The 24070-nt window shown below is 72.1% G+C and carries 22 protein-coding genes; 10 read left to right on the forward strand and 12 right to left on the reverse strand.

What is annotated here, in order from left to right; all coding sequences use genetic code 11:
* Positions 1 to 31: 31 nt before the first annotated feature.
* Entirely contained in the window at positions 32 to 844 is an 813-nt protein-coding gene (locus tag HNR19_RS13200) for a DUF1028 domain-containing protein (protein WP_179668345.1), read from the forward strand.
* Here HNR19_RS13200 and HNR19_RS13205 read toward each other — a convergent pair.
* From HNR19_RS13205 to HNR19_RS13235, 7 genes are all read right to left on the reverse strand, one after another.
* Positions 841 to 1752 carry a hypothetical protein gene (locus HNR19_RS13205; protein ID WP_218910245.1) on the reverse strand — a complete coding sequence of 304 codons (912 nt, stop codon included), beginning with the start codon at positions 1750 to 1752 and terminating at the stop codon, positions 841 to 843. The genes HNR19_RS13200 and HNR19_RS13205 overlap by 4 nt on opposite strands.
* Positions 1745 to 2398 carry a response regulator gene (locus HNR19_RS13210; RefSeq protein ID WP_179668346.1) on the reverse strand — a complete coding sequence of 218 codons (654 nt, stop codon included), beginning with the start codon at positions 2396 to 2398 and terminating at the stop codon, positions 1745 to 1747. Before HNR19_RS13210 ends, HNR19_RS13205 begins: the two co-directional genes overlap by 8 nt.
* 29 nt (positions 2399 to 2427) lie before the next feature.
* Positions 2428 to 5295 (reverse strand): AAA family ATPase, encoded by a 2868-nt coding sequence (locus HNR19_RS13215; RefSeq protein WP_179668347.1) that lies wholly within the window; start codon positions 5293 to 5295, stop codon positions 2428 to 2430.
* A 40-nt stretch (positions 5296 to 5335) separates the two neighbouring features.
* On the reverse strand, positions 5336 to 5479 hold the full coding sequence (locus HNR19_RS13220) for a hypothetical protein (protein WP_179668348.1): 144 nt from the start codon (positions 5477 to 5479) through the stop codon (positions 5336 to 5338).
* 97 nt (positions 5480 to 5576) lie between these two features.
* Positions 5577 to 6080: a flavin reductase gene (locus tag HNR19_RS13225; protein WP_179668349.1), complete on the reverse strand. Its 504-nt coding sequence runs from the start codon at positions 6078 to 6080 to the stop codon at positions 5577 to 5579.
* Positions 6077 to 7207: a MacS family sensor histidine kinase gene (gene macS, locus HNR19_RS13230; RefSeq protein WP_179668350.1), complete on the reverse strand. Its 1131-nt coding sequence runs from the start codon at positions 7205 to 7207 to the stop codon at positions 6077 to 6079. Before macS ends, HNR19_RS13225 begins: the two co-directional genes overlap by 4 nt.
* A 16-nt stretch (positions 7208 to 7223) precedes the next feature.
* Positions 7224 to 7949 carry a lysophospholipid acyltransferase family protein gene (locus HNR19_RS13235; protein ID WP_179668351.1) on the reverse strand — a complete coding sequence of 242 codons (726 nt, stop codon included), beginning with the start codon at positions 7947 to 7949 and terminating at the stop codon, positions 7224 to 7226.
* 110 nt (positions 7950 to 8059) lie between these two features.
* Here HNR19_RS13235 and HNR19_RS13240 point away from each other — a divergent pair, with 110 nt between their 5' ends.
* Positions 8060 to 8836 carry an alpha/beta hydrolase gene (locus HNR19_RS13240; protein ID WP_179668352.1) on the forward strand — a complete coding sequence of 259 codons (777 nt, stop codon included), beginning with the start codon at positions 8060 to 8062 and terminating at the stop codon, positions 8834 to 8836.
* Between the two features lie 308 nt (positions 8837 to 9144).
* Here the strand turns inward: HNR19_RS13240 and HNR19_RS13245 are convergent, their stop codons facing one another.
* From HNR19_RS13245 to HNR19_RS13265, 5 genes are read right to left on the reverse strand one after another with little or no spacing between them, the layout of a single operon-like run.
* Positions 9145 to 10239 (reverse strand): ROK family protein, encoded by a 1095-nt coding sequence (locus tag HNR19_RS13245; RefSeq protein WP_179668353.1) that lies wholly within the window; start codon positions 10237 to 10239, stop codon positions 9145 to 9147.
* 13 nt (positions 10240 to 10252) lie between these two features.
* Positions 10253 to 11212, reverse strand: a complete 960-nt coding sequence (locus tag HNR19_RS13250; RefSeq protein ID WP_179668354.1) for an ROK family glucokinase — start codon at positions 11210 to 11212, stop codon at positions 10253 to 10255.
* Positions 11209 to 11640, reverse strand: coding sequence for a hypothetical protein (locus HNR19_RS13255; RefSeq protein ID WP_179668355.1), 432 nt, complete (start codon positions 11638 to 11640; stop codon positions 11209 to 11211). Before HNR19_RS13255 ends, HNR19_RS13250 begins: the two co-directional genes overlap by 4 nt.
* Positions 11637 to 12860 carry a TRC40/GET3/ArsA family transport-energizing ATPase gene (locus HNR19_RS13260; RefSeq protein WP_179668356.1) on the reverse strand — a complete coding sequence of 408 codons (1224 nt, stop codon included), beginning with the start codon at positions 12858 to 12860 and terminating at the stop codon, positions 11637 to 11639. The genes HNR19_RS13255 and HNR19_RS13260 overlap by 4 nt, the downstream gene beginning before the upstream one ends.
* 40 nt (positions 12861 to 12900) lie before the next feature.
* The gene (locus tag HNR19_RS13265) at positions 12901 to 13359 is read right to left on the reverse strand and encodes an SRPBCC family protein (protein ID WP_179668357.1); all 459 of its coding nucleotides are present in this window, start codon (positions 13357 to 13359) and stop codon (positions 12901 to 12903) included.
* 104 nt (positions 13360 to 13463) lie between these two features.
* Between HNR19_RS13265 and HNR19_RS13270 the strand changes: the two genes are divergently transcribed.
* From HNR19_RS13270 to HNR19_RS13305, 8 genes are all read left to right on the forward strand, one after another.
* On the forward strand, positions 13464 to 15260 hold the full coding sequence (locus tag HNR19_RS13270) for an AMP-binding protein (protein ID WP_179668358.1): 1797 nt from the start codon (positions 13464 to 13466) through the stop codon (positions 15258 to 15260).
* 251 nt (positions 15261 to 15511) lie between these two features.
* Positions 15512 to 16222 carry a Flp pilus assembly protein CpaB gene (gene cpaB, locus HNR19_RS13275; RefSeq protein WP_179668359.1) on the forward strand — a complete coding sequence of 237 codons (711 nt, stop codon included), beginning with the start codon at positions 15512 to 15514 and terminating at the stop codon, positions 16220 to 16222.
* 7 nt (positions 16223 to 16229) lie between these two features.
* Positions 16230 to 17411, forward strand: a complete 1182-nt coding sequence (locus tag HNR19_RS13280; protein ID WP_179668360.1) for a CpaE/TadZ family protein — start codon at positions 16230 to 16232, stop codon at positions 17409 to 17411.
* Positions 17411 to 18910 carry a TadA family conjugal transfer-associated ATPase gene (locus HNR19_RS13285; protein ID WP_179668361.1) on the forward strand — a complete coding sequence of 500 codons (1500 nt, stop codon included), beginning with the start codon at positions 17411 to 17413 and terminating at the stop codon, positions 18908 to 18910. Before HNR19_RS13280 ends, HNR19_RS13285 begins: the two co-directional genes overlap by 1 nt.
* Entirely contained in the window at positions 18903 to 20876 is a 1974-nt protein-coding gene (locus HNR19_RS13290; protein ID WP_179668362.1) for a type II secretion system F family protein, read from the forward strand. The genes HNR19_RS13285 and HNR19_RS13290 overlap by 8 nt, the downstream gene beginning before the upstream one ends.
* Positions 20876 to 21802, forward strand: a complete 927-nt coding sequence (locus tag HNR19_RS13295) for a type II secretion system F family protein (RefSeq protein WP_179668363.1) — start codon at positions 20876 to 20878, stop codon at positions 21800 to 21802. Before HNR19_RS13290 ends, HNR19_RS13295 begins: the two co-directional genes overlap by 1 nt.
* Positions 21803 to 21821: 19 nt before the next feature.
* Positions 21822 to 23378 (forward strand): sensor histidine kinase, encoded by a 1557-nt coding sequence (locus HNR19_RS13300; protein WP_179668364.1) that lies wholly within the window; start codon positions 21822 to 21824, stop codon positions 23376 to 23378.
* The gene (locus tag HNR19_RS13305; RefSeq protein WP_179668365.1) at positions 23375 to 24028 is read left to right on the forward strand and encodes a response regulator; all 654 of its coding nucleotides are present in this window, start codon (positions 23375 to 23377) and stop codon (positions 24026 to 24028) included. The genes HNR19_RS13300 and HNR19_RS13305 overlap by 4 nt, the downstream gene beginning before the upstream one ends.
* The last annotated feature ends 42 nt before the right edge of the window (positions 24029 to 24070 follow it).

Raw genomic sequence — 24070 nt, forward strand, 5'->3', positions numbered from 1 at the left:
CCCGTCACTAGCTCGTCACTAGGGTGACGGCATGACGTACTCGATCGTGGCCCGCTCCGCCGACGGTGAGTCCTGGGGCGTGGCCGTCGCGTCCAAGTTCCTCGCGGTCGGCGCAGCAGTCCCCGCCGCGGTGGCGGGCGTCGGGGCCATCGCCACCCAGGCCGACGCCAACGTGGCCTACAAGGGGATCGCGCTCGCGCACCTCGACGAGGGCGCCACCGCGGGGGTCGCCCTGCAGCGGCTGCTGGAGGAGGACGACGGCCGCGAGCACCGCCAGGTCGGCATCGTCGACGTCGACGGCGGCGCGGCGTCCCACACCGGCCACGAGTGCATCGACCACGCCGGCGGCGTGATCGGCGAGGGCTACGCGATCCAGGGCAACTGCCTGGCCGGCCCCGAGGTCATCGAGGCGATGGAGGCGGCGTGGAAGGCCACGCCGGTCGACGCCGCGTTGGCCGACCGGCTGATGACGGTGCTGCTCGCCGGCGAGGAGGCGGGCGGCGACAAGCGCGGGCGGCAGTCGGCGGCGCTCCTCGTCGTACGAGAAGGAGCCGGGTACGGCGGCCGCGACGACGTCGCCGTCGACCTGCGCGTCGACGACCACGAGGCCCCGGTGCAGGAGCTCGAGCGGCTGCTCGGACTCAACGACCTCTACCTGACCGCCACCACCGACGAGGAGAAGGTCGTCGTCGACGACGCCCTGCGCGAGGAGCTGGAGTCCTTCGCCCGCGACGCCGGCCACCCCGACTTCGCCACCTGGGTCGGCACCGAGAACTACGAGATGCGCGTCGCCGCCGACCTCTCCTGGATCGACGAGCGCATCCTCGCCATCGTCCGTCGCTAGGACAGCCGGTCGAGGGCGGCCTGGGCGGCGTCGCGCTCTGCGGTGGCGGTCCGGAGGGTGGCGGAGGCCTCGTCGCGGACCTCCTCGGCATCACCGAGCTCGTCGTCGACCTCGTCGAGCTCCGACTCGAGGTCGGCCAGCTTGCGGCGCAGCTCGTCGAGCTCGGCCTGGAGCTGGAGCGAGCGGGCCGAGAGGCGCTCGACGTCGTCGACGGCCTCCTGGTGGGCCTCGGCCGCGGCCTCGTGCTCCTCGGTCGCCGCGGCGAGGCGCTCTTCGGCGGCGGCGCGGGCCTTGGCGTCGGCGTCCGGGTCGGGGACGACATGCAGATCGGGGCGGCTCGGCTCCGGGGCCTCGCGAGCGGTGGCGGTGAACCCGATCGCGGCAGGTACGGCGAGAGCGGCGGCCAGCGTGTCGGGGTCGACCGGCTCGAGCCCGGTCGTGCTGAGAGCCGCGACGAGGAGCCCGCTGCGCACCGCGCGACCGCAGTCCTCGTCGACCATCGCCGCGGTCATGGTGGCCTCGACCTGCTCGGCGACCGCCTCGGTGACCTTGAGCCCCTCGTCGCGCGCCAGCCGGCGCGCCTGCTGGGTGATGGCGGCGGTCACCTGGCGGCGCTGCTTGGTCAGCGCCCGCAGCTCCCCGGCCGACATGGCGGCCTGCGCCTCCCGAAGCGCCGCGCCGACGCTGAGCACCTGCTCGACCTGGGCCGACTCGCGCCGTACGAGCAGGTCGACGACCCAGGCGGCGGTGCTGGGCTTCTTCAGCGCCTTGACCTCCGCAGCGAGCGGCGACTTCGCCGACTTGAGCTCCTTGGCCTTGGCGTCGCGCGCGGGCGTGAACTCCGCGAGCGGCAGGCCGTAGAGGTCGTCGGCGATGCGCAGCAGCTCCATCACGGGCAGGTCAGCCATCGAGGCCCTGCTCGATCGCGTAGCGGGTCAGCTCGACCCGGTTGTGCATCTGCAGCTTGCGCAGCGTGTTCTGGACGTGGTTCTGCACCGTGCGGTGGGAGAGCACGAGCCGCTCGGCGATCTGCTTGTAGGAGAGCCCCTTCGCGACCATCTTGAGGATCTCCGTCTCGCGCTCGGTCAGCTGCTCCCCCGGCGGCGTCGTCGGCTGCTGGATGCGGCGGAACTCCCCCAGCACCAACCCGGCGAGCCCCGGCGTGAACACGCTGTCGCCGGCGGCGACCCGGCGGACCGCCTCGACCAGCTCCTCGCGGGACGCCGACTTCACCAGGTAGCCGGTGGCACCGGCCTTCACCGCCTCGAGCACGTCGTCCTGCTCTCCGGAGGCCGACAGGATCAGCACCCGCGCCGACGGGTCGGCCTGGAGCACCGTCGCGGTGACCTCGACGCCGTTGGGCGGCGGGATCTGGAGGTCGAGCACGACGACCTGCGGGCGAGCAGCGGCCGCCCGGTTGATCGCCTCCGTGCCCGTCGCCGCGGTCGCGACCACGGTGAACCCGGCCGCCTCGAGGTCGCGCTCCACGGCCTCGCGCCACATCGGGTGGTCGTCGACCACCATCACCCGCACCCGGGCCGGCGCATCCGTCATGGGCCGACCCTATCGAGGAGCGGGACTCCTCAGACCAGGTTGGCGCGCCGCGCGATCGCGGCGGCCTCGGTGCGGTTGGCCGCGCCGAGCTTGGCGATGATGCGCGAGACGTGCACGCTCGCGGTCTTCGGCGACATGAACAGCTCGCCCGCGATCTGCTCGTTGGTGCGTCCCTCGGACAGCAACGCGAGCACCTCGGTCTCCCGGGCGGTCAGTACGCCGGCCGCGGCTTCCGCACCACGAGGGCCCGACGCCAGCCGGCCGAGCCGGAGGAGCTCCTCGACCTGCGCGGCCAGGGGCGCGGCGCCCAGCCGCCGCGCGACGGCCGCGGCCTCCTGCCCCGTACGGCGGGCCGCGTCGCGCTCGCCCGCTGCCAGCTGTGCCTCGGCCAGCCCGACGCGGGCGACGGCCGCGTCGTGGACGTGGTCGATCCTCTCCCAGGCAGCCACGGCGCCCTCGAACAGTGACAGCGCCTCCTCGCCGCGGAACCGCGCGACCTGGGCGTCGACCTCCACGCTCCATGCCTCGCCGAGGCCGCCCCAGCGCTGGAGCCGCGCGGCGATCGCCTCGATCGTCGCGACGTGCTCCTCGGCGGCGGGCCGGTCGGCCGGATCGGGCGAGCGGACGGCCGCGTCGGCCTCCACCCGGATCGCGCTGACCACGATCGGCCAGAGCCGGTCGGTGAAGCCGACGGGGTCGGGGTGTGACCAGGGCTCGGCCAGGAGGCGGCGCATCTCGGTGAGGTCGCCCTGGTGCGCCGCGTGCACGGCGAGCAGGTAGCACAGCGACACCGCGTCGGACCCGCCCGGCGTGGGGTGAGCCAGGTCGTGGCGGAACACCTCGGGGTCGTCGAGGCGTCCGGTGGTGAGCAGCTGGAGCTCCCCGAGGCGCACCTCGCCGAGCGTCACGCCCGGACCCCAGAACGGACGACTGGTCGTGATCAGCTCGCGCACCCGCTCCCACTCGCCGGTGCGCAGCCAGGAGTAGCAGGCGTTCTCGACGATGTGCTCGAACGCGGGCCCCACGCTGCGCGGGTCGGCGACCCGCGCCATCGCCCGCTCCGCGGCGGCGAGGGCCTCACGGTGCCTGCCCTGGATGGCGAGGCAGTAGACGAGGTTGCCGTCGAGCCGCCACACGCCGTAGGACATCGCGACCGGCCGGCGGAGGAACCGCTCCAGCCCGTCGCTGGCGCCCGCCGGGTCGCCGCGGGCCGCCATCCGCCACGACCAGATCGCCCAGGCGTTGACCAGGCCGTGCTCGTAGCCGAGCTCCTCGGCGGCAGCCGTCATGTCCTCCAGCAGAGCGTCGGCGACCGGGTCGTCGGCGGCGTAGAAGCTCGCGATGGCGGCGATCGCGTCGATCGTGAGCCGGTCGGGCGCGATGCTGCGCAGCGCGACGAGCCACTCGTCGCGGAGCTCGGTGCTGAGAGCCTGCATCGACGGCAGGTCGCCCTTCGCCGGGAGCAGCGAGAGGCGCGCGAGCTCGATCGCGGCGGTCTCGGCCTCGTCCTGGGCCGTCGCCGCCCAGCCATCGAGCCGCGCGATGTACTCGCCGGTCTCGAGCGCGCCGTAGCCGACCTGGATGGCCTCGGCGAGCACGTCGTGCCGCGTGAGGCCCATGGCCTCGAGGCTCTCGGTGGCCCTGGGCCACAGCTCGAGCATCCGCGCCCACAGGTCGAGCTCGACGCGGGCCGCGCCCGCGCGGGCCGCGGCGCCCGTCGCCGCGGCCGCCGCGACCGCCGCCTCCTCGGGGTCGTCGGCCTGCGCCCAGTGGTGGGCCGACGCGAGCAGCGCCGGGTCGGTCGCGATCAGCCCCGCGTGGTCGCGGATCGCCTGCGCCCACCTCCGGTGCCAGCCGCGGCGCGCGACCGGTGGGATCGAGCGGTCGGCGGCGTCGCGCAGGAGGGCGTGCCGGAAGCGGAAGCCGTCGCCGCCGCGGTCCTCCTCGAGGATCCCGGCGGAGATCGCGTCGAGCACGGCCTCGTCGAGCTCCTCGGCGGGCAGGTCGAGCACCGTCTCGAGGAGCACGTGGTGCAGGTGCCCGTCGCCGAGCGCGGCGGCCTCGACCAGTCGGCGGCCGGACCCCGAGAGCGACCCGAGCCGGGCGCCGGCCACCGACTCCACCGTCGAGAGGCCGGAGCGGCCGCGCGCGGCGGCCAGCTCCTCGACCACGAACGGGATGCCGTCTCCGACGTCGATGATCTTGCGCGCCACGTCGACAGGCAGCGGCTCGTCGACGAGCGAGGCGAGCTGCCGCCGTACGTCGTCGTCCCCGAGACGGTCGACGCGCACGACCTCGGTCGCGGGCAGCCGGACGAGCCCGTCGACGTACGCCGTCAGCTCGGCGACCCGGACCGCGGGCACCGCCGGGTCGTCGGTGCGGACCGTCGTCACCAGGAGCAGGCGCCCGCCGGAGCCGCGGGCGAGGATGCTGACGAGGTCGCGGGTGGCGGCGTCGGCCCAATGGAGGTCCTCGACCACCCAGCAGACCAGCTCGTCGGCCGCCAGCCGCTCGACGAGCGCGATGACGCCCGACATCAACCGCGCCCGGTCGGAGGTGCCGTCGTCCGCCACACCGGGCAGCAGCGGCGCGAGCGCCCGCTGCTCGCCGGCGCCGAGCGCGTCGGCGCCACGCTTGCGCCGAAGGTCACGCAGGGTGTCGGCGACCGGGCCGAAGGGCAGGTCGCCGGAGGACAGGTCGACGCCGTGCCCGACGAGCACGAGTGCGTCATCGAGCCGGTCGGTGAGCTCGCGCACCAGTCGGCTCTTGCCGATGCCGGCCTCTCCCGTCACCAGCACGAGGACCGGGTCGCCCGAGCGCGCACGATCAGCCGCGTCGAGGAGCCTCGAGATCTCCTCGTCGCGGCCGACCATGACCTGGCTGCGGTTGCGTGCCACGCGCCGATCGTCGCAGGTGCGACCGTCCGCCGCATGGGGTTCAGAGGTCCGCGGCGGCGCGGTTCGCCCGGGGCGTGCGCCGCGACAGGCGGCGGGCCAGCCGCCGCTCGGCGGAGGCGCGGACGAGCTCCTCCTGGCGCTGGGCGGCGATGACCTGGGCGACGTACGGCGAGGTGGCGTGCATGGCGGGCTCCTGGTGCAGGTGATGGGTCGTTCTCACACCAGGGACGTTCGTCGTAAGAGCCGGCTGAGGAATCCGCCGAACTCCTCATCTTGCGGTCTTATCCCCGCTGGAACCGCCCGCGCCGGTGCAGCAGCGGCGCCTCGTCGTCGCCGACCTCGACGCGGTCGATGCGGCAGGTGACCTCGACCGACCAGCCGACGTCCCGCTCGTCGACGAGGGTGACGCCGGCCCAGGTGTCGGCGGACGCGAGTCGCGGCCCCCACTCGGTCTGCTCGAACGCCGCCTGGCGGAACGGGCCGCCCGGCGCCGGGGCCGTGCCGGCGAACGCCTCGGCCAGCTGCCGGTGGCCCCACGACAGCAGCTGTACGACGCCGCGGCCGCTGTCGCGAAGCTCTTCGGTGAGGTCCGAGTCGGGGTCGAGCAGGGCGAGCACCGCGGGATCCGGCCCGAGCGCCACCATCAGCGAGGTGACCGTGAGGCCGGCCCGGGTCGCACCGTCGCCGGCGGCCCAGAGCGTCACCGCTCCCCCGGTGCGGCCGCGGAACCGCCGTGCGGGGTCGGGCTCGGCGTCGGCGAACGGGTGGGAGCTGTGGATCGTCACCGCGCTCCTCCTGCCCGCGGCACCACGATCTGCCACTCGGTGCCGAACGATCCGGTGAGCAGCGTCGCCGTACCGCCCAGGTCACGGACCCGCCCGCGCACCGACTCGCTCACGCCGAGCCGGCCGTCGGCGGCGGCCTCGTCCAACCGGCCCTCGGGGATGCCCGGTCCCTCGTCGCGCACGGACAGCTCCACGTGGTCGCCGAGGTCCTCGACGAGGACCCACGCGGGTGCGCCCTCGCCGACGTGGCGGGTGACGTTGTCGAGGCAGGCGGTGACCGCGGCAACCACCTCGTCGACGGTCGACGCCGGCAGCATGACCGGGCCGCCGGGGACGACGACCTCGACCCCGGGCCGGGCGCCGAGCACGCCGACGGCCGCGGCGAGGTCGGCCTCGCCCGCCGGACGCGACGCGGCCACGGAGTCCTGGGTGCGGATCAGGGTCCGCAGCGCCTGCTCCTGCTCCCCCGCCAGCCGACCGAGCTCGGCCGCCTCGCCGCCGAGCTCGCCGCCACGGCGCTGCACCAGGGCGAGCACCTGGAGCACGCCGTCGTGCACGACCCGGGCGAGCCGGGCGCGCTCGGTGGCGGCCGCCGCCTCCCGCTGGGCGAGGTCGCGCTCGCCGGCCATCTGCTGGAGCGACTCGCACACGAAGCCGACCATGGTGCCGGCGAGCAGGATCAGGAAGACGTTGCCGAACTCGTGCTGGCCCGGGTCGGAGCGGACCAGCAGGTCGCAGCCGCCGAGCAGCACGCCCGCCACCGCTCCGCCGCGCCAGCCGAAGCGGATCGCCCACGCGATCAGCGCGCCGTTGATCCAGAAGCCCGGGATCGAGGCGTTGAAGTCCGCGCCCTTCACCACCGGCGTGAGCAGCAGCATCGCGAGCGCCAGCCCGAGGTCGACCACGAGCACGGTCGGCGTACGGCGGTGCGGGGCGCGGTAGAGCGCGATCGAGCCAACGGTCCACGCCGCCATGACCGCGACCGCGGTCCAGCCGAGCGCGGCACGGTCGAAGCTGTCGCGGTAGATGCTCCAGCCGACGGTGTTGACGAGCACCACGACGCGCAGCACCGCGAGCGCGCGGAACATCCTGCTCTCGACGGCGACCGCCGCCGGGGACGCCGTCATCGACCCGTCGGGACGGTCAGGACGCGAGCTTCCGCGGCTCGTCGCCCTCGCCCTTCGAGGCGGCCTTCTTGGCCTCCTCCTTCGCACGGGTGGCGTACATGTCGACGTACTCCTGGCCGGAGAGCCGCATGATCTCGTACATGATCTCGTCGGTCACCGAGCGCAGGATGAAGCGGTCGTTCTCCATGCCGGCGTAGCGGCTGAAGTCGAGCGGCTCGCCGAACCGGACGTGCGGCCTGGTCCAACGGCCGAACTTCTTGCCCGGCGGCGCGACCACGTCGGTGCCGACGACCGCGACGGGGATGACCGGGACGCCGGTCTCGAGGGTGAGCCGGGCGATGCCGGTCTTGCCCCGGTAGAGCTTGCCGTCGTGCGAGCGGGTGCCCTCGGGGTAGATGCCGAAGACCTCGCCCGCGGCCAGCACCCGCTTCGCCGAGATCAGCGCGCCGGCCGCGGCGTTGGCGCCGGAACGGTCGATCGGGATGTTGCCGGTGCCGGAGAAGAACGTCTTCTGCAGCCAGCCCTTGATGCCCGGGCTGGTGAAGTACTCGGCCTTCGCCACGAAGCTGACCTTCCGCGGCACGACCAGCGGCATGAACAGCCAGTCGGCATAGGAGAGGTGATTGCTGGCGAGGATCGCCGGCCCCTCGACGGGGACGTTCTCGACGCCTTCTGCGCGCGGCCGGAACACCAGCTTGAGGAACGGTCCTAGCGCGATGAACTTCAAGAAGTAGTAGAACAACGCAGCACCCTTTCCCCGAGACCACCTGGAGGCAGCCTAGTCCCTCACCCCGCGGGTGCGGCACCGGCCGACGGGTGGACGAGACGAACCTCTGGTGCACAATCGGCGCCATGACCGACGTCAACGCGCCGCTGTTCGCCGACGCCCGCCCGGAGCTGACCGGCGGACGCCGGATCGGGGTGCTGCTCAGCCACGGGTTCACCGGGTCTCCGGCCTCGATGCGTCCGTGGGGCGAGCACCTCGCGGCGCAGGGGTACGGCGTCGCCGTACCCCTCCTGCCCGGGCACGGGACCACGTGGCAGGACCTCAACCAGCACACGTGGGCGGACTGGTCATCAGCATTGGACGAGGCGTTCGTGAAGCTCCGCGCCGAGCACGACGCCGTCGTCGTCGGCGGCCTGTCCATGGGCGGTGGCCTCGCGCTGCGCGTCGCGGCTGACCACCCCGACGAGGTCGCCGGGCTGATGCTGGTGAACCCCGCCGTCGCGACCGAGCGGCTCGACGTCAAGCTGCTCCCGCTGCTCAAGCACCTGGTGCCGTCGTTCCCGGCGATCGCCAACGACATCAAGAAGCAGGGCGTCGACGAGCACGGCTACTCGCGCACGCCGCTGAAGGCGATCCACTCGCTGATCCGCGGGTGGAAGCCGCTGCGGGCCGACCTGCCGCGCGTGACCGCACCGGTGATCTACTTCCGCTCGACCGTCGACAAGGTCGTCGACCACGCCTCGCAGCCGCTGATCGTCGACGGCGTCTCCTCCACCGACGTCACCGTCGTCCCGCTGGAGGACTCCTTCCACGTCGCGACCCTCGACAACGACGCCCCGATCATCTTCGAGCGCTCCTCGGAGTTCGTCGCGCGGGTCACCCACGCGGACGCGACGGCCTGACCCCACGACGTACCCTGAGAGGGTGCAGCGGGACGAGGACCGCGACGACGCCGCGTGGCGGGCGATCGTCGACAACTACGGCGACCGGGCCGAGCTCGGGCCGGAGCATCCGGCCGCGCCCACGCGGCCGGAGCCGGAGCCGTCGTGGGACGACGACCACGACGAGCCAGAGCCTCTCCACGACCCGGACGACGCGTTCGTGCCGCCTCCGACGCCGCCGATCCCCCGGCCGCCCAACGACCGGCTGCTCGCCTGGATCGGGATCTTCGGGACCCCGGTCCTCGTCGTCGTGCTGGTGGCGCTGCGGATCACCATCCCCGGCTGGGCCGGCCTTCTGCTCGCCGTCGCGTTCGTCGGAGGCTTCCTGTACCTGGTGACGCGCTCGCCGCGGTCGCCCAGGGACCCCTGGGACGACGGCGCCCGCGTGTGACGGCACGCACCAGCAGCGCTGCGCCCACCGCCCCGGCCTCGGGCCCGAACTTCGCCGCGACGATCGGCGGCACCGCGCGATAGGCCGTGCCCTGGAGCGACTCGGCGAGCATCCGGCGCGCGGGGTCGAGCAGCAGGTCGCCGTCGCTGGAGACGCCGCCGCCGACGATCACCCGCTCCGGGTCCAGCGCGGAGACCAGGCCCGCGAGCCCGGTGCCGAGCCACTCGCCGATGCCGGCGATCGCGTCGCGCGCGGTCTCGTCGCCGGCGCGCGCCATCGCGGCGACGTCCTTGCCGACGACGTCGGGCCCCAGCGTCAGCCGTACGGCGCGCTCGAGTGCCCGCCCGCTGCAGTACTGCTCCCAGCAGCCCCGGAGCCCGCACTCGCACGGCCGTCCGTCCGGCACCACCCGCATGTGGCCGAACTCCCCGGCGAAGCCGTGGTGGCCGTGGACGACCTGCCCGCCGATGATGACGGCGCCGCCGATGCCGGTGCCGACGGTGACCATCAGGGCCGAGGAGGCGCCACGGGCGGCGCCGGCCACGATCTCGGCGTACGCCGCGCAGTTGGCGTCGTTGTCGATCACGACGCTCGGGCCGTGCCGCAGCAGCGCCGGCAGCGGTGTGCGGCCGGCCCGCTGGGTGCCGAGCCCCGGCTTTCGGAGGTGCTCGGCGAGCCGCGACTCCAGGCGGTCGCGCACGGGGGCGTCGCGCCAGGGCACGTGCGCGCCGAACATCACCCGGCCGCGACGCGCGTCGACGAGGCCGGCGGCGGAGACGCCGACCATCTCGATGGGTCGCCCGTCGGCGAGGTCGAGCACCGCACCGACGACGGCGTCCTCGACCGCGGTGTCGGAGGCCTCGCGCCCGGGCATCGGCCGCTGCGCCGTACGGACCGGGGCCACGTCGGGCCCGGCGAACGGGAGCTCGACCGCCAGCACCTTGGTGCCGCCGACGTCGACGCCTACGAGCACAGCGACGGCTCCGTCAGACCCGCGCCAGGTCGGCCGCGCCGATGACGCCCGCCCGGTTGCCGAGCTGGGCCCTGCGGATCTCGGCCTGGGGGCGGAAGCCCCGGCCGGTGAGCTCGCGCTCGAACGTCTCACGGATCGGGTCGAGGAGCAGGTCGCCCGCCTCGCTCACGCCGCCGCCGATGACGATCACGGCGGGATCGAGCACGGCCACCAGCGAGGCGATGCCGTGGCCGAGCCAGTGCCCGAGCCGCTGCAGCTGCTCGATCGCGAAGCGGTCGCCCTCGCGGGCGGCCTCGGTGATCAAGGGGCCGGTGATGCCGGCCGGGTCTCCCCCGGCGCGCTCGACCAGGTCGCGGGCGAGCAGCGAGCTCGCCGCCGCCGCCTCCCGGGTCTCGCGCACCAGCGCGCTGCCGCTGGCGTACTGCTCGAAGCAGCCGCGGTTGCCGCACCCGCAGATGCGTCCCTCGGGCACCAGGCACAGGTGGCCGATCTCGGCCGCGACGCCGAACGCGCCGCGCAGGAGGCGGCCGTCGATGATGACGCCGCCACCGACGCCGGTGCCGACCGTCACCATCAGCTGGTCGTCGACGTCGCCGCCGGCGCCGTACCGGAACTCGCCCCAGGCGGCGACGTTGGCGTCGTTCTCGACGACGACCGGCAGCCCGATCCGCTTGGCAAGGTCGGCTCCGAGCGGCTCCTCCCGCCACGCGATGTTGGGCGCGAACAGCACGGTGGACCGGTCGGAGTCGATGTAACCGGCCGCGCCGACGCCGACGCCGCTGACCGGGTGGGTCTTGGACAGCTCGCCGACCAGGGTGGCGACGGCGCTCTCGATCGCCTCCGGGTCGGTCGCCGGCGACTCCACCCGTGACTCGGCCAGGATCGTGCCGGCAGCGTCGACCAGGGCGCCGGCGATCTTGGTGCCGCCGATGTCGATGCCGCAGGTCACCGCCGAGGGGTCGGGCGTGGTCATTCGGTCACTCCGTCGTCGTGGCCCTCGTCGTCGAGGTCGATCCGCTCGACCTCGGCACCGCGGTGGGGCGACCCGGGTGCGTCCTTGGGGGGTGTGGACTCCATCAGAGCGGCCGCGGCCTGGAGGAGCGAGGACGCCGCGACCATCAGGTGGGCGCGGACCTCGGGCGAGGTCTCGCGGACCGCGTGGACGACGCGACAGACCGGGCAGTAGCGGCACTCCTCGGCGCCGGTCGCGAAGTGGCCGTCGACGTCCTTGGCCATCGCCGCGGCGTGGCCGGCGAGACCCCCGAGGCCGTCGCCGATGTCGGAGCCGCGCTCGCGTGCCATGTCGGCAATCGCGCCGAACAGCTTCGCTGCCTCCTCGCCGACGCTGCCGATCCCGTGGTCGTCGGGGCCGGGCGCGCCGGGCTGGTCGTGCTCGCTCATCGGTGGGCCTCTTTCGCGGTAGCGACGTGCCCGGGCTCAGCAGCCTCGCGGAAGCGGACCCGGAGCTCGTTGTCGACGACCGCGGCACCGGCGACGCGGAGCCGGGAAAGCCCGGCAGGAAGGGTCAGGAGGCGGCGGTGCGAGCCGACGGTCAGCACCAGCTCGTCGCCGTTGCGCGCGAGATCGACCTCGGCGCGGGTCACGAACGGCAGCGCCAGGTGGAGCACGGCGTCGCCGTCCGCTGTGGTGGCGACGCGGAACGGCCCCTCGCCCTTCGGGGACGCAAGGGCTCCACCGTCGGCACCGTCGTCGCCGTACAACCGCTCGGCGAGGTCGGCGAGCGCGGCGACGCCGACCGGCTCGCCCGGCAGGTACTCCGACGTCCAGATCGGCAGGCCGGAGAAGGACTGCTCGACCTCGGTGAGCACCTCCCGCTGGGCCGCCACCCAGGCCGAGCGCCACGGGTCGGCGTCGTCGGAGGGGAAGACGCGGTTGGCCACGACCCCGTCGACGCGGTAGCCGAACAGGCACAGGCTGGTGTAGGCACGGCGGGCCTCGGCGAGGACGACGTTCTCCGGCGTCAGAACGAGGCGCACGCTCGCGTCGGGCCCCGAGAGCAGCTCGCGCACGTCGTCGAGCTCGCCGTGCAGGCGCTCGATCGCGTCGAAGACAGTGTCGCCGGGCATCGGGACGCCGGCGGCACGGTTGAGGACCGGGCGGAGCGCCTTCACCAGGCGGCGCTGGATGGGCAGCAGCCGTTCGAGGTACCAGCCGAGCGCCTCCGGGAGCGCGAGCAGGCGGAGGGTCTCCCCCGTCGGCGCGCAGTCGACGACGATGACGTCCCAGCGGCCGGAGCTCGCCTGGAGCCGCAGCTCGAGCAGCGCGAGCACCTCCTCGGCGCCGGGGACCACGGTCATCTCCTCGGCGGCGACCGGGTCCATCCCGGCTGCGTCGAGCACGGAGAGGAGGTAGCGCTGGATGTCGGCCCACGACTGCTCGAACCGCAGCTGGGCGTCGACCTGCTGGACGTAGAGGTGCTCGGCGATCTGCGTCGGCTCCGGCGTCGCGCCCGGGGCGCCGTACGCGTCGGCGAGGGAGTGCGCGGTGTCGGTCGAGAGGATCAGCGTGCGCAGACCACTGCGTGCGGCGAGCGCCGCGGTGCCGGCGGCCACCGTCGACTTCCCCACACCGCCCTTGCCGGTGAACAACACGATGCGCACGGCTCTCGCTCCACCTGTCCTCTCGACCACGCGGCCGGGCTCAGGCGCCGGTCTCGACGCGCTTCTTCAGACCCTTCAGCGCCGTGTCGATCAGGATCTTCTCGCCCTTCCGCTTGAGCATGCCGATCAGCGGGATGGAGACGTCGAGCGCGAGCCGGTAGGTCACCTCGGTGGTGCCCGGCGCGGTCTCGCGGAGGACATAAGCGCCGTCGAGCGACTTCAGCATCTTGCCGCTCACCAGCGTCCAGGTGACCTGGCGGTCGTCGTCCCACTCGTAGGCGAGCGTGTACTCGTCCTTGATGGGCGAGACGTCGAGGGCGAAGAACACCTCACGCGCCCGGCCGCGGGCGGCGGGATCGGAGTCGTCGTACGACGCGACGACGTCGGCCGTCGTGACGCCCTTGGCCCACTGCGGGTACGCCGCGAAGTCGGCGATCACGGCCATCACGTCCGCCGCGGGAGCGTCGATCGTGATCGACGAAGACGTCTGCTCGGCCATGGGCCGCAGGCTACCGGATCGCGCCCGCCCTCTGACCGGCCCGGGGGTGGCCCGGACGGCGCCCGGTAACCTGCCGTGCGGCCCCCATCCCACCAGGAGGAACGGTGCGCGAGTACTCCACGCCGCAGACGGTCGACGTCCCGACGACGGGCAACCTGACCGACGACGTCGTTCGCAACGCGGCGGAGGCCCGCGACACGGTCGCCTTCAGCCGCCCCACCGAGGACGGATCGGGCTGGACCGACGTCACCTGCGGCGAGTTCCACGACCAGGTCACCGCCGTCGCGAAGGGACTCGTCGCCTCCGGGATCGACCCCGGCGACCGGGTCGCCCTGATCTCGCGCACCCGCTACGAGTGGACGCTGATGGACTACGCCATCTGGTTCGCCGGCGCGGTGACGGTGCCGATCTACGAGAGCTCCTCCGCCGAGCAGATCGCCTGGATCCTGGAGGACTCCGGCGCCAAGGCAGTCATGGCCGAGGACGCCGTCCACCTCGGCAAGATCGCCGACGTGCGCGGCGGGCTCGACGCGCTCCACCACGTGTGGGCGTTCGGCGACAACGGCATCGACGTGCTCGTGCGGCTCGGCGCCGACATCGCCGACGACGAGCTCGAGAAGCGCCGTACGGCGGCCGGGCCCGGCGACCTGGCGACGCTGATCTACACCTCGGGCACGACCGGCCGCCCGAAGGGCTGCATGGTCACCCACGGCAACTTCGAGACCGAGCTCGGCGTGGCCGTGCACGAGCTGGACCGCCTGTTCCAGGCCGATGGCGCCTCCACCCTGCTGTTCCTGCCGCTCGCCCACGTCTTCGCGCGGATCATCCAGATCGGCTGCGTGAAGTCGCGGACCCGGATGGGCCACAGCGCTGACATCAAGACGCTGCTTCCCCAGCTCCAGACGTTCAAGCCGACCTTCATCCTGGCCGTGCCGCGGGTGTTCGAGAAGGTCTTCAACACCGCGTCGCAGAAGGCGACCGCCGACGGCAAGGGCAGGATCTTCGACCGCGCCGCCGAGACGGCGATCGCCTACTCCCGCGGGCTCGACGCCGGCCGCCCGTCGCTCGCGGTGCGCGCCCAGCACGCCGTCTTCTCGCGGCTCGTCTACGGCAAGCTCCGCGAGGCGCTCGGCGGCGAGTGCGCGTTCGCGGTCTCCGGTGGCGCGCCCCTCGGCGAGCGCCTCGGCCACTTCTACCGGGGCATCGGGCTGACCGTGCTCGAGGGCTACGGCCTGACCGAGACCACCGCCGCGGTGACCGTCAACCTCCCCGACGCCCTCAAGATCGGCACCGTCGGCCGGCCGCTGCCCGGCACCGCCGTACGGATCACCGACGACGGGGAGCTCGCCTTCAAGGGCGGCCAGGTCTTCATCGGCTACTGGCAGAACCCGGAGGCGACCGCCGAGGCGATCGACAGCGACGGCTGGTTCCACACCGGCGACGTGGGCGAGGTCGACGACGAGGGGTTCGTCCGGATCACCGGCCGCAAGAAGGAGATCCTCGTGACCGCCGGCGGCAAGAACGTCGCCCCGGCGGTCCTGGAGGACCGGGTGCGCGCGCACGCCCTCGTCAGCCAGTGCCTCGTCGTCGGAGACGGGCAGCCGTTCATCGCGGCCCTCGTGACCATCGACGCGGAGGCGTTCCCGGCCTGGGCGGAGCAGCACGGCAAGACCGGCGACGTCGCCGACCTGGTCGACGACCCCGACCTGCGCGCCGCGATCGAGGTCGCGATCGAGGACGCCAACCAGGCCGTGTCGAAGGCGGAGTCGATCCGCAAGTTCGAGATCCTCCCCTACGACTGGACCGAGGAGGGCGGGCAGATCACGCCCAGCCTCAAGCTGAAGCGCAACGTCGTGCTCCGCGAGTGCCGTGACGAGATCGCGGCGCTCTACGAGCGCTGACATCCGGTGGTCGAGGAGGTCGCCCCGCGACCGTCACGAGACCCCTACCGGACTAGCGGTCTAGTCATTCCTGACCAGGACAACATCCCGGCCGTCCAGAACTTGCGGTTTCGGTCACTTCTGAGCGGCCGGAACGGCTAGCCTCGCCGGTGCGCCGCGGAGGGTGGCGCGTGGTCGTCGGTGAACGATGCGACCCCCTATCGGGAGGCGGGGGGCGTCGGTCCCGGACATGGGGATCGGGAGGGTTCCAGATGGACCGCCGTAGGTTGTTGCTCGTCGTCGCAGCGGTGATCGCCGCACTCGGCGTGGGCGTGGTGTTCGTGTACGCGCAGGGCGCGGAGTCACGAGCCGCGGAGAAGTACGAGACCGTCGACGTGCTGATCGTCGCCGATGGCAAGACGATCCTCCCGGGCGAGAGCATCGACTCGGCTCTCCAGGCCGGCAAGATCGTCAAGGCGCCGGTCTCCAACGACCAGCTGCTCGAGGGCGCCAGCGCCGACACCGCGGCGCTCCGCGACAAGGTCGCGCTCACGACGCTGTACGCCGGGGAGCAGGTGATCCCGACCAAGTTCGGTGGCGTGGGTGACCCGATCGCGACGGCCGCTCTGCCGATCCCGGCGGGCCTGGTCGGCAAGTTCGAGCAGTTCAACCTGCCGGTGGGGTCGTTCATCCTCCCGGGGTCCGAGATCGCCGTGTTCGTGACCGTCGGCAACGAGACCTGCCTCCTGCTCGATCGCGTCTCGGTGATCGCCGTCGGCGCCAGCACCGGAGGGACCGAGACCGAGGCGACCGAGGAGTCGGGCACGGCACCGCCGCTGACCCTCGCGGTGTCGCAGAAGCAGGTCGAGCAGCTCCAGACCGCCAAGACGCTCGGCACGCTCGACGTCGCTCTCCTCAACTCGGAGAGCAAGGTCAAGCGCAACAGCTGCGCCGAGGGCCTGATCCCGGGCCTCGAGGGCTGAGGCCGACATGCCCGTCCTCGTAGAGGCAGCCGCACCCGCCGTCGCCGCGCTGCAGCGGGCGATGCCCGCCGGCTCGCACGCGGTTGCCACCACCGACCGCATGCACGCCTGGCTCGACCAGCACCCCGACGAGTACGTCGCCGCCCTCGGCCCGTCCGTGCCGTTCGAGGTGGCGCTGTCCACGGCCGAGGACCTGCGGGTCAACCGGCCGACCGTGAGCGTCGTGCTCGTCCGCGACCAGTTCGACACCGACATGCTGACCCGGGCGATGCACGCCGGCGTCCGCGACGTCGTGGCGAGCGAGGACGAGAAGGGCCTGACCCAGGCCGTCGAGCGCGCTCACCAGCTGCACGAGGCGCTGCGCGGTCCCGCCGGCGCCCGCCAGCAGGGTCGGATCGTCACCGTCTTCTCGCCCAAGGGCGGCGTCGGCAAGACGACGTCTTCGGTCAACCTCGCGCTCGCTCTGAGCGACAAGGGCGCACGCAAGGTCTGCCTGGTCGACCTCGACCTCGCGTTCGGAGACGTCGCGATCACCATGCAGCTCTTCCCGACCCACTCGATCGAGCAGGCCGTCGGCTCGGAGGACTCCGTCGACCTGTCGATGATCGAGGGGCTGCTGACCCGGCACGAGGACGCCCTCATGGTCCTCGCCGCCCCGGCGCACCCCGACGTCCGCGAGCGGGTCACGCCCCTGCTGATCTCGCGCATCCTGCGCGCGCTGCGCGACGGCTTCGACTACGTGGTCGTCGACACCTCGCCGTCGTTCGACGACGCCACGCTGACCGCGCTCGACGAGACCGACGAGTGCGTCGTCGTGGCGACCCTCGACGTGCCGACGCTGAAGAACGTCAAGGTCGCCCTCGAGACGATGGACGTGCTCAACATCGCCCGCGGTCACCGGCACCTCTTCCTCAACCGGGCCGACCCCGAGATCGGCATCAGCATCGAGAAGGTCGAGAGCATCCTGGGGATGCCGGTCTCGTCGCGGGTCGCGAGCGCGATGGACGTCGCGGCCTCGACGAACACCGGCACCCCGATCGTGGTCGCCAAGCCGGGTCACCCGGCGAGCATGGCGTTCTACAGCCTGGCGTCCTCGGTGACCGGTGAGCCGGTGGCCCCGCCCGCCGGCACCGTCCCGACCGCCTCCGAGCCGGGACGGCGCGGGCTCTTCCGGCGAGGGAGGTCCTGATGTCCAGCCTCGCCGAGCGGTTGGCCGCCGCACGCCGGGAGGCGGCGGTCGCAGGCAAGCACGCCGGTGAGCCGGCGGCAGACCACGTCGGGCGCGCCGAGGAGTCTCCGGCCGCTCCGATGACCGCGGACGCCGTACCGCCCGCGCCGAAGCCGGGTCCGTTGGCATCGCGTGCCGCGGCCAGCGGTGCCGAGATGACCCCGCAGCGCCGGATGATGGCCTCCCAGGAGGACCGCATCGACGACCTCAAGGCGAGCGTCCACGACGAGCTGCTCAAGCAGCTCGGCCCGCACCTGTACGACGCCGACATGGACCAGGCCGAGCTGGAGCAGAAGGTCCGCACCGTCCTGTCCGAGGTGCTCGGCGCCCAGGAGGCGCCGCTCAGCAACGCCGACCGGCTCCGCGTCACGACCGAGATCAGCGACGACATCCTCGGCTACGGGCCCATCGACCCGTTCCTCCGCGACCCGGAGGTCTCCGAGGTCATGGTCAACGGCCACAACGACGTGTGGCTGGAGAAGAGCGGCCGGCTGATGAAGGCCGACGCCCACTTCGCGGACGAGGCCCACCTGCGCCGCACGATCGACAAGATCGTGTCGCGCATCGGCCGCCGCGTCGACGAGGCCAGCCCGATGGTGGACGCTCGCCTCCCCGACGGGAGCCGCGTCAACGCGATCATCCCGCCGCTCGCCATCGACGGCGCCGCGCTCACCATCCGGAAATTCTCGACCGACCCGCTGACGGTGCAGGACCTGATCAGCTTCGGGTCGCTCTCCCCCGCCACCGCGGACTTCCTCGACGCCTGCGTGCGCGGCCGCCTCAACATCATCGTCTCGGGCGGCACCGGCGCCGGCAAGACGACGACGCTCAACGTGCTGTCGTCGTTCATCCCGACCGACGAGCGCATCGTCACGATCGAGGACGCCGCTGAGCTCCAGCTCAAGCAGGAGCACGTCGTGCGCCTCGAGTCGCGCCCGTCCAACATCGAGGGCAAGGGGGCGGTGACCATCCGCGACCTGGTCCGCAACAGCCTGCGCATGCGGCCCGACCGCATCGTCGTCGGCGAGGTCCGCGACGCCTCCGCGCTCGACATGCTGCAGGCGATGAACACCGGTCACGACGGCTCGATCTGCACCCTGCACTCCAACGGCCCGCGCGACACGCTCTCCCGGATGGAGACGATGGTGCTGATGGCCGGCATGGAGCTGCCGGTGCGGGCGATCCGGGAGCAGGTCGCCTCCGCGGTGGACCTGATCGTGCACCAGACCCGTTTCAAGGACGGCTCGCGCCGGATCACCCACATCACCGAGGTCGAGCGGATGGAGGGCGAGATCATCACCCTCCAGGACATCTTCGTGTTCGACAACAGCCCCGGCTTCGACGAGGCCGGCCGGGTGCTGGGCCGCCTGGTGTCGACGGGCCTGCGCCCGAAGTTCCTGGAGAAGCTCTCCGACCAGAACGTCCGGATCGACCCGACGATCTTCCGGGTCGGTGGCTGACGTGCGCGCCGTCTCGGTGGTTGAGGTGCGACGAGCGCAGCGAGGAACCTCGAAACCACTGATGGTCGCGCTCCTCGGCCTGCTCGCGGCTCTGCTCCTCGCCTCTCCCGCCCACGCGGCCGACGAGGCGTCGGTCGCCCACGTCGAGAGCACCGGCGACGGGCTCAACGTCCTCGTCAGCCTGCCGCCGGGCGCCGACGTGAAGATGCGCGGCGTCACCGCCACGCTCGACGGCGACGCCCTCGAGGCCACCGCAGAGCACGCCGGCACCGGTGCGGTCGTCCAGCGGACTGCCGTGCTCGCGATCGACACCAGCTCCTCCATGCGCAAGGCCGGCCGCTTCGAGGCGGCGAAGGAGGCGGCGGCGACGTACCTCGACGCCGTCCCGGCCGATGTCGCCGTCGGCATCGTCACGTTCGACAGCGACGTCACCGAGGCGCTCGCGCCCACCACCGACCGAGCGGCCGCGACCACGGTCATCGATGATCTCGAGCTGAGCAAGGACACGCTCCTCTTCGACGGCGTGATCGCTGCGGTCGACGCCGCGGGCAGCGACGGCCAGCGGTCCGTCCTCGTGCTGTCCGACGGCGCCGACACCGGCGCCGACACCACCGTGGACGACGTCACGGCCGCGATCGCCGACGCCGACGTGCTGGTCGACGTGGTCTCGATGGGTCAGCGCGGCGACGCGCTGGACGTGCTCGCGCAGATGACCGACGCCGGCGACGGCGAGGTCATCACGGCCTCCGGCGACGCGTTGGCCGAGACCTTCGCCGCCGAGGCAGACGTGCTCGCGAGCCAGGTGCTGGTCACCGCGCCGCTGCCGGACGGCTTCGCTGCGACCGAGGCGACGATCGAGGTCACCCTGCCGACCGCCGGAGGCGACCTGGTCGCCTCCGCGTTCGCGACGATCGCCGCGTCATCGACTCCCGCCGACGAGACGCTGACCGTGCCAGAGACCACCACCCCGACAGGCATCGAGGTCCCCTCCTGGGCGCTCTACGTCGGCATCGGAGTGCTCGGCCTCGGTCTTTTCATGTTCGCGTTCCTGCTGGTGCCGGGTAAGCCCCGGCCGCTGAGCATCGCCGACCGGGTCGCCGCCTACAGCACCGCGACGCGTCGGCCCTCCTCCGAGTCCGCGCCCGAAGCGGCAGCCGCGGATCCGGTCCTCGACCAGGCGAAGGCCGCGGCTCAGGGCCTGCTCGAACGCCACAGCGGACTCAACAACCGGCTGATGCGGCGCCTGGGAGCCGCGGGCAGCGAGTTCAAGCCCTCGGAGTGGCTGCTCGTGCATGCAGGTGTCGTGATCGTCGCGGTGCTCCTTGGCCTCCTTGTGGGCATGGGGAACCTCATCGTCGGCCTGGTCTTCGTCCTGCTGGGCCTCGTCGCTCCCCCGCTCTATCTGAGCTTGAAGGTGAGTCGTCGCAGGAAGGCGTTCGACGATGCGTTGCCGGAGGTGCTCCAACTGCTCGCTGGCGCGCTCAGCGCGGGCCTGTCGCTCAACCAGGCCGTCGACACCGTCGTCAACGAGGGCCCTGAGCCGATCGCCTCCGAGTTCAAGCGGGTCCTCGTCGAGGCCCGCATCGGGGTTCCGGTCGAGGACGCGTTCGAGGGGGTTGCGGAGCGATTCCAGAGCAAGGACTTCGCCTGGGCCGTGATGGCCATCCGGATCCAGCGCCAGGTCGGCGGCAATCTCGCGGAGCTGCTCAAGACGGTCGCCGGGACCATGCGGGAGCGGCAGTTCCTCCGCCGTCACGTGCGTGCCCTCTCGGCCGAAGGACGCTTGTCGGCCTACATCCTTTGCGCATTGCCCGTCGTGTTCCTGCTTTACCTCTTCCTGACCAACCGTGACTTCCTCGACCCGCTCGTCAACGATCCGCGCGGCTGGGCGATAAGCGGCTTCGGCGTTGTGTGGATGGCTATCGGTACGTTCACGATGTTCCGAATGGTGAAGGTGGAACTCTGATGCTGCTCATCCTGGCCTTCGTGCTGCTGCTCGCGGCCCTTGCAGCTCTCGGCGCCGCGCTCACCAAGGACGAGGCACCGACGGGCGTCGCTCGCGCACTTGCCGCGTTGGAGCGGCAGGGCACCGGCGCCGGCCGGGATCTCACCGAACAGGCGGACCCTCCCTTCGGCGAACGGATCGTCGAGCCCTTGCAGCGCAAGGCCCTCGCCTTCGGCCGGCGCATCACGGGCGCCGACAAGGCCGAGCGGATCCGGCATCGGCTCGACCTCGCGGGCAACCCACGAGATTGGTCTGTGGACCGCGTGGTCGCGCTCAAGGTCATCGCCGGAGTCGCCCTGCCTGCGGTCTTCATGACGTACGGCCTCCTGCTCGGGCTATCGCTGCGCTCGGAGCTCCTATTGGCACTCGCAGGGGTCGCGATCGGGTTCTTCGCGCCCGACCTTTACCTTTACCAGTGCGCCGCGAAGCGCGCCGACCAGATCCGCAAGTCGCTCGCGGACGCCGTCGACCTTCTCACGATCAGCGTGGAAGCCGGCCTCGGCTTCGATGCGGCGGTCCAACAGGTCGCCCGCAACACCAACGGCCCCCTCGCGGAGGAATTCGCTCGAGTCCTCCGGGAGATGCAGCTCGGCAAGGGTCGCGCCGACGCGTTGCGCGGAATGAGCGACCGCACCAACGTCGAGGACGTGCACACCTTCGTCGGCGCGATGGTGCAGGCGGACGCCTTCGGCATCTCCATCGGCGAGGTGTTGCGCGTGCAGTCGAACGAGATGCGGCTCAAGCGGAGGCAGTACGCTGAGGAGAAAGCCCAGCAGGTGCCGGTCAAGATCATGATCCCGCTGATCCTCTTCATCCTCCCCTGCCTCTTTGTGGTGGTGATGGGGCCAGCGGTGCTCAGCGCGATCGACGCCTTCACCGGCAGTTAGTAGCGACCGAAGAGGCTCGATGCCCAACAGCCAGATCTACGCCGTCGTCGGCTTCGCGCGGCTGTTCGCCCTGGTCGCTATCGGTGCACCGAGTCTCTGGTACCGGGAGTCGGGCACGCTGATCGGGCTCGCCGTCGTCGGCGGCATCTGGGTCTACCAGAGCGCGACCGCCATCAGGCGGGAGCTCGAGCTCTCCTTGTCACCGGCGACCGAGGCGGCGGCGATCGGAATCGTGTGCGGCGTCGGCATCAGGGAGCCGGCGCTGCTCGCCGCGCTCGTCGTGCCACCCCTTTACGCAACAGCGGTCCAGGGTTATCGCCTGATGGTCCGCGCCGTGGTCATCGAGTTCATCGCGGTGGTCTCGCTCGCGGTGATGTGGCACCAGGTGCTGTCGGGCGAGGAGGGTGTGTCGATCTTCATCTGGGTGATGGCGGGCGTGGGACTGAGCCTGATCGCCGGCGTGACCTTCTCCGGTGACCGGATCGGCGACCCGCTCGAGCCCTACCGCGAGGCTCAGCACCTGCTCAAGCAATTGCTCGACCTGTCCGGCAGCCTCAGCTCGGGACTGGACGTGTCTGCGCTCGGTGGAGCGATGCTGAGCGAGATCAGCGACCAGGTGCCCAACCGGGGGCTCGTCCTCTACGTGCCGCGCGGCGACACGCTGACACCGGTCGCATCCACCGTCGAGCTGTCCGCAGGCGACGCGGCTGCGTGCGCGACGCTCGCCGGAGACGCCCGGGCGAGAGAGCAGGCGCTCCAGGTCGGCCAGGGCTTCGCGTTCCTCGCCAGTGACCAAGCGATCATCGCCGGACTGTTGCCCGCCGACGGTACGACGGTCCCCGACCTGCAAGGCCTCACCAAGCGCGTCACGGCAGACGCCGTCAAGCTCGACGCCGCGCTGCTCTTCACCCAGTTCCGTGACACCGCGACCGCCGACGAGCGGCAGCGGCTCGCGCGGGAGATGCACGACGGGGTCGCCCAGGACATCGCCTCGCTCGGGTACCTGATCGACGCGATCGCCGCCCGTCCCGCCGACGACAAACAGGCCAAGGCGCTCAGCATGCTGCGCGACCGGGTGTCCAAGATCGTCGCCGAGGTGCGTCGCTCAGTGATGAACCTGCGCACCAGCATCGGCGAGAACGAGAGCCTGGGTGCGGCGATCTCAGCGATCGCGCGGCACCAGTCGGAGGCCTCTGGCATCCCGATCAGGGTCCGCTTGGACGAGCAACCCCAGCGTCTCCGACCCGAGGTCGAAGCGGAGCTGTTCCGGATCACCCAGGAGGCTCTCAACAACGCCGTCAAGCACTCCCGCGCGACGTCGATCGACGTTCGGTGCCAGGTCTACCCTCCCGAGGCCCGCATCACCGTCAGCGACGACGGCGTCGGCCTGCAGCACGCGCGGGACGACTCTCACGGGCTCAAGATCATGAGCGAGCGGGCGCGGATGATCGGTGCCGACCTCGTCGTGCGCGACAATGCCAGCCGGGGCCTGACCGTCTCGGTCGCGCTCCGTTCGCCCCGTGTCCAAGGCGGCCCGGCCCCCTCCGCCGCCCCGAAGATCGAGGAGTCTCGATGACCGACAGCCCCCTGACCGTCCTCCTGATCGACGACCACGAGCTGATCCGCGACGGGCTGGGTGCAGTCATCGACCTCGAGGACGACCTTCAGATCGTCGGCACGGCTGCATCGGTCGAAGAGGGAATCGCTCGCTACCAGGAGTTGCGTCCCGACGTCGTCATCACCGACCTCCAGATGCAGGACGGCACGGGTCTCGACGTCGTCCGCACCGTCCGCAAGCAGGACGACAAGGTCGGTCTGGTCGTGCTCACGATGCATGCCGGTGACGAACAGATCTTCGCCGCCATGCAGGCGGGTGCGTCGGGCTTCGTGGGCAAGGATGCACCCTCGACCGAGGTCATCAAGACCGCACGCCACGCTGCGGTCTCCCCCAAGGCCTTCGTCTGCGCCGGTCTCGTCGGCGCGATGATGCGGCGACAATCGGGCGAATCCACGGCCCTCACCGAACGGGAGCACGACGTGCTCCTGCTGCTCGCCGAGGGCCTCAACGCCGCCGCGATCGGTGCCAAGCTCTACTTGTCGGAGTCGACGACGAAGTCGCACATCGCACGCATCTACCAAAAGCTCGGGGCTGCCAACCGCGCGCAGGCGCTGGTTACCGCAATGCGGATCGGGCTGCTGTCGATCGTGCAACCTCCCGCCCGGTGACGACGGCGATTAGTCCCAAGTGACTACGACGGTCGGGTCGAA

This window comes from Nocardioides thalensis (assembly GCF_013410655.1).
Lineage (GTDB): Bacteria > Actinomycetota > Actinomycetes > Propionibacteriales > Nocardioidaceae > Nocardioides > Nocardioides thalensis.

Bases quoted from the DNA above. Each gene is read 5' to 3' on its own strand.
- macS (WP_179668350.1), bottom strand. From the start codon at position 7,207: ATGACGGCGTCCCCGGCGGCGGTCGCCGTCGAGAGCAGGATGTTCCGC.
- HNR19_RS13250 (WP_179668354.1), bottom strand. From the start codon at position 11,212: ATGACCACGCCCGACCCCTCGGCGGTGACCTGCGGCATCGACATCGGC.
- HNR19_RS13305 (WP_179668365.1), top strand. From the start codon at position 23,375: ATGACCGACAGCCCCCTGACCGTCCTCCTGATCGACGACCACGAGCTG.
- HNR19_RS13200 (WP_179668345.1), top strand. From the start codon at position 32: ATGACGTACTCGATCGTGGCCCGCTCCGCCGACGGTGAGTCCTGGGGC.
- HNR19_RS13205 (WP_218910245.1), bottom strand. From the start codon at position 1,752: ATGGCTGACCTGCCCGTGATGGAGCTGCTGCGCATCGCCGACGACCTC.
- HNR19_RS13295 (WP_179668363.1), top strand. From the start codon at position 20,876: ATGCTGCTCATCCTGGCCTTCGTGCTGCTGCTCGCGGCCCTTGCAGCT.
- HNR19_RS13265 (WP_179668357.1), bottom strand. From the start codon at position 13,359: ATGGCCGAGCAGACGTCTTCGTCGATCACGATCGACGCTCCCGCGGCG.
- HNR19_RS13220 (WP_179668348.1), bottom strand. From the start codon at position 5,479: ATGCACGCCACCTCGCCGTACGTCGCCCAGGTCATCGCCGCCCAGCGC.
- HNR19_RS13300 (WP_179668364.1), top strand. From the start codon at position 21,822: ATGCCCAACAGCCAGATCTACGCCGTCGTCGGCTTCGCGCGGCTGTTC.
- HNR19_RS13240 (WP_179668352.1), top strand. From the start codon at position 8,060: ATGACCGACGTCAACGCGCCGCTGTTCGCCGACGCCCGCCCGGAGCTG.
- HNR19_RS13255 (WP_179668355.1), bottom strand. From the start codon at position 11,640: ATGAGCGAGCACGACCAGCCCGGCGCGCCCGGCCCCGACGACCACGGG.
- cpaB (WP_179668359.1), top strand. From the start codon at position 15,512: ATGGACCGCCGTAGGTTGTTGCTCGTCGTCGCAGCGGTGATCGCCGCA.
- HNR19_RS13210 (WP_179668346.1), bottom strand. From the start codon at position 2,398: ATGACGGATGCGCCGGCCCGGGTGCGGGTGATGGTGGTCGACGACCAC.
- HNR19_RS13285 (WP_179668361.1), top strand. From the start codon at position 17,411: ATGTCCAGCCTCGCCGAGCGGTTGGCCGCCGCACGCCGGGAGGCGGCG.
- HNR19_RS13280 (WP_179668360.1), top strand. From the start codon at position 16,230: ATGCCCGTCCTCGTAGAGGCAGCCGCACCCGCCGTCGCCGCGCTGCAG.